The organism is Dactylosporangium sp. NPDC000555 (assembly GCF_040300025.1).
GTDB lineage: Bacteria > Actinomycetota > Actinomycetes > Mycobacteriales > Micromonosporaceae > Dactylosporangium.
This window is the reverse complement of sequence record NZ_JBEPDB010000052.1, coordinates 19,790-27,401: the sequence shown is the minus strand read 5'-3', so window position 1 is coordinate 27,401 and position 7,612 is coordinate 19,790. Positions and strand designations below refer to the sequence as shown.

Sequence of the window (7,612 nt, the reverse complement as noted above, 5' to 3'; positions counted from 1 at the left end):
AACCGTCCCCGGCCGCGAGTGATTGTCGGGCCGGGATCCGTCGGACCGACGCACGAGTACGCAATGAGACATTCGGATGAGTTTCACCGGGTCGAACTACACCGAAGCCGTCACGACTACCGCGGTGATGATCCAGGATGCTAGTAAGGGTTTCGTGCACACCCCACCGCTTCGACCTCCAGCAGCGAAGCTCCGAAGTCGCATCTCTGTCGCCGATCACCTGGTGAACGGTCACGCCGACGTGTGCAACACCAGACCAGCGAACTGTGATGCGTCCTTGAATCGAGGTGCCTGATGTCTGAGAACGATCCGCGCATCAGCGGCGCGTGGGAGACCTATCGCAACTTCCTCGACCACGCGCCGCCGCACCAGGTCACGCAGCAGCTCCGCAGCCTTTCGGTTCCCGAGGACCTCATCGCCGAGCTCATCAAGCGGCACGAGGTCGAGACGACCAAGATCCTTGAGCTCAAGGAGCCCTTGGGCCTGGGCCGGGAGAACACGACGCCGTGGTACACGGGTCCCCGCAAGGGCGACCGCAACTGGCCCGCGTTCGAAGCACACCTGCGGAGAACCCTGGATTCGGATGCCGTCGACACGATCAACGAAGCCTCCGAAAAGGTCGTCGCCATGCTGGATCATCCGGCGACGCCTGGGTTCGACTCGCGCGGGCTTGTGGTCGGCCACGTCCAATCCGGCAAGACCAGCAACTTCACGGCTGTCATCTGCAAGGCCGCGGACCGTGGCTACCGGATGTTCATCGTGCTCTCCGGCGTGCACAACGCCCTCCGGCGTCAGACGCAGACGAGGCTGATCCGCGACGTGGTCAGGCTGAACCCTCCCCTGTGGCACCAGATCACGACCCCCGAGCACGACTTCACCCCGCCGCCGAATCCGGCCGCCCTTCTCGCCGCGAAGGATCAGCATCTTCTGCTCGTGGTCAAGAAGAACGCTGTTGTTCTGCGCAAGCTGAAGAAGTGGCTCGCCGACGCTCGGGCGCATCTGCAGAACTGCCCAGCTCTGCTGATCGACGACGAGGCCGACCAGGCGACGATTGCCACGAAAAGTATCAACCCGTTGATCGCTGACGTTCTTCGGCAGCTGCCGAGGGTGTGCTACGTGGGCTACACGGCGACCCCGTTCGCGAACCTGCTCGCCGATCCGGTCAGTAAGGAGGACTTCTACCCGCGCGACTTCATCCTGAGTCTGCCCAGGAGCGAGGACTACCAGGGTCCGGAGACCCTGTTCGGACGCTCGCCGCTCGACGGTGAGGACCCTGCAGACGTGCCGGGTGGACTCGACATGATCCGGGAAATCCTGGACGGTGAGGTCGCCGCGATGCGGCCTGCGAAGAAGGCGGACATCGCCGACTTCGAGCCGGGGGTGACGCCGTCGCTCCGGAAGGCCGCGCTGTGGTTCTGGTTGTCGACTGCTGCCCGCAGAGCGCGTTCCGGCAAGGCGCAGCATTCGTCGATGCTCGTCCATGCCCACTCCGACACGCGAGTGCACGACTCGTACAAGCTGCCGCTGGAGCAGCTCAAGTTGGAGATCGGCGAACGGCTCGCCGCGGACGACGACGAACTGCTCGCAGAGCTGCGCACGCTGTGGGAGACGGAGACTGCTCGCGTGCCCGCCTACGAGCTCGGCGAGCGCCGCGTCGCCTGCGCGGACGTCATGGGGCTCCTGCCTCAGGTCGTCGCCGACACAAAGATCATCATGGACCACTACCGGAGCACCAACCGGCTCGACTACGAGTCGGGTGCGGCAACGGTCATCGCCGTCGGTGGCAACACCCTCTCGCGTGGTCTCACCCTAGAGGGCCTCGTCGTCAGCGTTTTCGTCAGGTCGTCCGACGTCTACGACACGCTGCTGCAGATGGGTCGGTGGTTCGGCTACCGTCCGGGTTACAAGGACCTGCCGCGCATCTACATGCCCGCTGAGATGCGTCGATGGTTTACCCACCTCGCCACCGTCGAGGCCGAGATGCGGGGCGAGATCGATCGCCTACTCGTGGAGCACAAGACACCGCTCGAGATGGCGGTCCGCATCCGTTGCCACCCGAAAATGCGTGTGACGGCGCCGAGCAAACAGAAGGCAGCGGTCCGTGCCGCGGCCGCATACGGTGGTGCGCTGGTCGAGAGCCGGTACTTCCCTGCTGCAAAGAGCGTCGACACCGAGACGTGGCACGCCGACAACGCCGACGCGGTCACGAGGCTCTTGGAAGCCGGCGGCATGGACGGCCGGTTCGACCGATCAGCACCATCCGCCAAGCCGTTGTGGCGGGACGTACCAGGTGATCACATCCTTCGATTCGTGAGCACATATCGCTTCCACGAGAAGTCGATCGACGCCTCGGCGAACCTGATGGCCGCATACATCGAGAAGCGAATGAACACTGGTGGTCTGACAAGTTGGAACATCGGTGTCATCGGCGTCGATCCGGAATCGAGCGCCTCGGGCGCCAGCCGAGGGCTCGAGAAGGTGACGCTCCCCGGAGGTAGCGTCGTAGGAACCGTTGTGCGTACACGTTTGATCGCCAATCGCGACGACGATGTAGCCGACATCAAAACGCTGACGGGTTCTCGCGACGAAGGTCTCGACCTCAACCTTGAGAAAGTGTCTGAGGTTAATCGAGCCGTGCTGCAGAAGGAGCGCTCGAAACAACAGCCCGAGAGGGGCCTGGTGCTGCTCTATCCGATCGACGCAGGCTCCAAGGCGACGAAACCGAACCGCGCAGATCTGAAGGTCGTCGGTCCTGCCGTCGTCTGGGGAGCGGCATTGGTTTTTCCCAAGCCGGTTCGAGGACAGGACGTCGAGGTCGAGTACGACTACCTGGCCGCCGATCTGTCTCGAGTCTTCCCCGCAGCAACCGATGAGGAGCCGGAGGACGTTTCTGTTCTCGACCAGGACCTCGACACCGACGTTCCGGTGTCTGCTCCGTGACGGGTGTACGCGGCGGCCAGGAAGCAGCACTCCGGCGAACACTGGAACGTCTATGGAGCGAGCTCGCCGGGAAGCGTGCCCGCAGCGACGGCAAGACGTTGCAGAGCGCCGAGCTGGCACTGCCGACGTCGGCTGGACCGCTGCGGTTGGCGTCGGACTCGTACGGACTTCCGCATTTGCTGGTGCCCTTGGCAAAAGGCGCCAAGGACGTCGAGGACAGACGCAGTTCGGGTGTGCATCTGACGACACGGACTCTGGTCGTGAACGACGAGGCGGTCCGATTCCTCGACCTGGAGTGCAGGCGAACGACACTGACCGGTGTTTTCACGGGCCTGGTGGCGGACATCTGCACGGTCCTCGCTCGCGGCGAGTCCGTGCCCGAACGGGCAGTGCCGGAGGCACTGGAGGCCTGGCGCGAACTTCTCGGCGGCCGGCCTCAGTGGACCTCACAACGGCTCGCCGGCCTGTACGGCGAGCTTCTCGTCCTGGAACACCTCCTGGCAGTCGACGCAAAGGCGGCGAGCACCTGGACCGGCCCGACCGGGGCTGCTCAGGACTTCCGCAGCCACCCCCACGCGATCGAGGTGAAGACAACGACGTCACCGCAGGGCCGGTTGATCCACGTTCACGGCGCGGAACAGCTCGTCCGGCCGCCGACGGGGTCGTTGAAAGTCGTATGGCTGCGCTTGGCGTTGACAGCACCCGGCGTCGCAGACGACGTGCCGTCGATCGTGGATCGTTGCACGGCAGTGGGTGAGCCGCACATGATCCTCTCGCGTCTGGATCGTCTGGGGCTTCCGCCGCTGTCCTCGTCCGAGATCCGGATGGCGAGCTTCTCGGTGATCGACCAGCGCCTGTTCGACGTCGACGACGAGTTTCCGAGCATCACCCCCGCCAGATTTTCGTCGGGGGTGGTTCCGGCGGGCGTCAGCGGCATCGAGTACTACGTCGATCTTGACACTGTTCCGCCGTCGGACGAGGACCTGCATCAAGCCGTGAGACGTTTCCTGGGGGCCGCATGACGAAGCCCGGGTGGTACGCACAGCCGTTCCGACCCGACGGTGGCATCACCGCGGAAGGTCTCCGGAACCAGCTGGGGCGGCCGACCTTGTCGGTGTTGACCGTGCTGGTCCGCGAATCGGCCCAGAACAGCTGGGACGCGAAGACAACGAACGACGTCTCGTTCAAGCTCGACCTGGTTACCGTGTCGCCGGCGCACCGGTCGGCCTGGAAGGAACTCCTCGCAACAGACGCGCCTAGCGACCCCACGGCTGCCCGTACGTTGCCGGACCTGTTCCGGAGCTCGACCATCCGCTATCTCGCAGTCTCGGACCGAGGCACCAGCGGACTGGGCGGCCCGACACGATCGGACGTCGAAGCGAAACCCAACCAACGTGGATGGTTGTCGTTCGTGCTGAACAGCGGCGAGCGACAGGACGTCGACGGTGGTGGCGGCACGTATGGGTACGGCAAGGGCGCGTTTTTCCTCGCGTCCCGGGTCGGGACCGTACTCATCTACACGCGGTTTCGCGAGGGAGATCAGTTGCGTTCCCGACTGATTGCGTCGGCCCTGCTGAGCTCGACGACGGTGGACGGCGTGCCGTACACCGGCCGGCACTGGTGGGGTCTGCCCAGCCCGGACCATTGCGAGCCGCTGGTGGACCAGGACGCCGATGTCACGGCACGTCGTCTGGGGCTACCTGGATTCGAGAAGGACGAAACCGGAACGACGGTCGTGGTACTCGATCCGGATCTTTCGGACCCTTCGCTGCCCGACGACGATGCCGACGAAATGTCCATCGAGTCCGCCGGACGCCACCTGGCGGATGCCGCAGCGTGGAACCTGTGGCCAGTAACCCTTTCCGACCGAGCGGTTCGAATGCACGTCTCAGTCTCGGCACATGGTGTCCGTGTCCCCGTCCCTTCCGAACACGACGATGCCGTGCTGGCCAACTTCGCCGCCGCGTACCGGACGGCATTGGGCGCGCACGGCAAGGCACTGTTCTGCATGAGGCCGAAACAGGAGCTGGGTCGGTTCGACCACCAAGACACGTTCGGGGCGAAGGTGACGTCACCCGCTGCTGCCGAGCTGGGTCTTGTCGGTTCCCCTCATCACGTATGCCTCATGCGTTCACCGGATCTGGTCGTGCAATACCTACCGGGCCCGACCAAGGCTCATCCCGACGTCGGGTACGCCGCGGTCTTCAAGGTGAACGACGACCTGGACTCGATATTCTCAAGATCCGAGCCTCCGACGCACGACGCCTGGGTCGACGTTCAGCTGACCGGACGCGACGCCACGTTCGTCAGAGTGGCACGCAAGCGCATGCTGGAGCAGTGTGCGGCCATCGTCGGGCCCAAGACGCAAAGCTCCCAGGCCGTCGCGGTTCCGGTTGGCACCATCGCGCAGAGGCTGGGCTTTCTCCTGTCGGGCGTGGGAGGAACCGGCGCGTCCGACTCGAACCCGGCCGGTGGCAGCACCGACTTCGCCCGGCCCGGACATGGCTCTTCGACTCCCACCGGCGGTGGTTCCGACGCTGAAGCTCCGAAGCACGGACGCGGCAAGACTTCCTCGCCTCGGCGCCAAGCCAGGCCTGTTCTCGTCGGATCGCCCTTCTTCGCCTCACACGCCGGCCGAGCCGTCCTGGTCCAGAAGGTTCGGGTGTCTGGCCCGACCACGCTCCGAGGCTCGGCGTCGGTGTTCACCGGCGAGGGATCACTGGAAACCACCAGGCCTGCGGGGGGTTCCGTTCCTGAAGTGTTGGGCTGGCGCCTGGACAGCAACGTGACGCTCGGTGAATTCGTCGAGGTCGACGAGGGCCCGAGCGAGTACGAACTGTTGGTGGTGCCTGTAGTGGACGCGGCCGTCGACGTCGCGGTTGAGGCGATGCAGCGATGAGCGGGCGAGCATATCCGTATCGCACAGCAGGCGACCATGTGTCGGCAGAACCATGGGTCCACACGGACGACGGTGTCGCCGCCGGTGATCACCTACCGAGTTGGGACTACGGCACGCTGCTGCACTTCTCCAGACGCGTCACCGTTGACATGACGGCGCTCCTGACTGCCTGTGGGTTCGACAGCGCCGTAACGCTCGCCATGAACGTGCGGTACTGGCCTTCGACCTCCCTGCTGCGTCGCTCCGCTGCACACGTGCCGTTGCGACACGACGGTGTACCCGGACAGGTCGAGACGATCCTCGATGTCGAAATCCCCGGTGCAGATCTCGCCGGTGCAGTCACGCTGGAGACGACAATCGTGCTGGCGACAGGATCTGGCGGCTCAGATCCGTTCGTCGCCTTCAGGCCCGGCAGCGTGCTGTGGCGTGACCAGACCTCCATCCGGTTGGAGGGCAATGCGGGGCTTCTGCCGGTGGCACCGGTCAGCTTCAAGAACCAAGGTTTGCCGGAACGGGCTGCCTGGTACGTGAGCGTCGACTCGGCCGAGTGGAGCAGCGCCGCCATGGGCAACCTGCTCGTCCTGCTCAACGATGACAACGAGCAGGTCAACGAGGCTGTGCGGAAACCGAACGACCCCAAGGCGGCGATTCTCTGGGACGGGCTCACGGTGGACGTGGTGTACGACCTGGTCGGTCGGGCGCTGGAGGACGACGAGTTCCCGTCCGAGGAGGGGACGACGGACCGCGACGGCGAGGTGACGACTGCAGCCTTGGTTCACGGGCTGATCAGGGCGTTTCTGAGGATGCCGAACGAGAGCCTCGCCGACGCCATCGACCGCCTGAGAGAGCAACGTCGGCGTGACCCGTCACGACTGCGTGCCGCCGTTCAGAGCAGTTTGCTGTTCCCGGGAGGCAGAACGCCGTGAGCACCCTGTATCCCCGACTTCTGCCCGGTGAGTCCGAGAGGTTGTTCGCGAGTCTGCACGGTCGTCAGCCGGAAGACCTGGCGCGGTTCGCGGCCGTCGTATCGGATCGTGCCGTCTATGCCGCCACGGGTGGGACACGCGTCAGTCGCGACGAGCTGCGTCTTCTCGCGACCGAGCTGGAAAAGTTCGCCACCGTCAATGGCTTCCCCGACCCGCCCACCACAGCGGGCAGGAACGAGTTCGATCGGATGGCCGCACGATATCTGCACGAGCGGTCCGGCATGCTTCCGGGCGAGGCGTCGCAACGGCAGGTGTGGGCCTTCCTCGCACTGGTGCTGGTTCCCCATCTTTGCGCCTGGCGATTCCCGATGCGAGACGGCGTCTACCTCGCCGACCGATTCAAGGGAACGGACCTCACCAGGCACACACTGGCCAGACTGTGGACCCGTGCGCACGTCCTCCACGATCCGTCTCTTCCGGATCCCTACGAACTGCTGTCCGGCCTCGGAGAGGCCGATCTGGACCACGTCATGGCCCGCCGTCGTGCCGTGGCGGCAGCCCCGGCGCTGGTGCGCGCCATCGTGCGGGCCCATGTCGAGGACGGCCGGACCGATGGCGGTGTACCGGCTAGGGCGGTGCATCGCGACTCGTTGCGGCGCCTTCTCCGACTGACGGCTTTCCTCGACCTCGACTGGATGCCTGAGCAAGGTCTCTTGGAACTCGTCCGAGAACAGCGCCATGAGTCGAGGCGCCAGCTCGCCGAGACGGGCGTAAATGCGGCTGACCTCAAGGAATCCGACCTGTGAAGCCGCTCGTCGTTGTCTGACCCAGCCGGGGTACGGTTGCG

General features: G+C 65.1%; 5 protein-coding genes. All 5 read left to right on the top strand.

The window, feature by feature from the left end; all coding sequences use genetic code 11:
* The first annotated feature begins 294 nt into the window (after positions 1 to 294).
* Complete coding sequence (locus ABT297_RS27255; RefSeq protein ID WP_350554633.1) at positions 295 to 2,940, top strand: Z1 domain-containing protein; 2,646 nt, start codon at positions 295 to 297, stop codon at positions 2,938 to 2,940.
* Positions 2,937 to 3,962, top strand: a complete 1,026-nt coding sequence (locus tag ABT297_RS27250; protein ID WP_350554631.1) for a PD-(D/E)XK motif protein — start codon at positions 2,937 to 2,939, stop codon at positions 3,960 to 3,962. Before ABT297_RS27255 ends, ABT297_RS27250 begins: the two co-directional genes overlap by 4 nt.
* A 95-nt stretch (positions 3,963 to 4,057) precedes the next feature.
* Positions 4,058 to 5,839, top strand: a complete 1,782-nt coding sequence (locus ABT297_RS27245; RefSeq protein ID WP_350554629.1) for a hypothetical protein — start codon at positions 4,058 to 4,060, stop codon at positions 5,837 to 5,839.
* A 149-nt stretch (positions 5,840 to 5,988) separates the two neighbouring features.
* Entirely contained in the window at positions 5,989 to 6,765 is a 777-nt protein-coding gene (locus tag ABT297_RS27240; protein WP_350554627.1) for a hypothetical protein, read from the top strand.
* Positions 6,762 to 7,571, top strand: a complete 810-nt coding sequence (locus ABT297_RS27235; protein WP_350554625.1) for a DUF6339 family protein — start codon at positions 6,762 to 6,764, stop codon at positions 7,569 to 7,571. Before ABT297_RS27240 ends, ABT297_RS27235 begins: the two co-directional genes overlap by 4 nt.
* Positions 7,572 to 7,612: the final 41 nt, after the last annotated feature.

Bases quoted from the DNA above. Each gene is read 5' to 3' on its own strand.
- ABT297_RS27255 (WP_350554633.1), top strand. From the start codon at position 295: ATGTCTGAGAACGATCCGCGCATCAGCGGCGCGTGGGAGACCTATCGC.
- ABT297_RS27240 (WP_350554627.1), top strand. From the start codon at position 5,989: ATGACGGCGCTCCTGACTGCCTGTGGGTTCGACAGCGCCGTAACGCTC.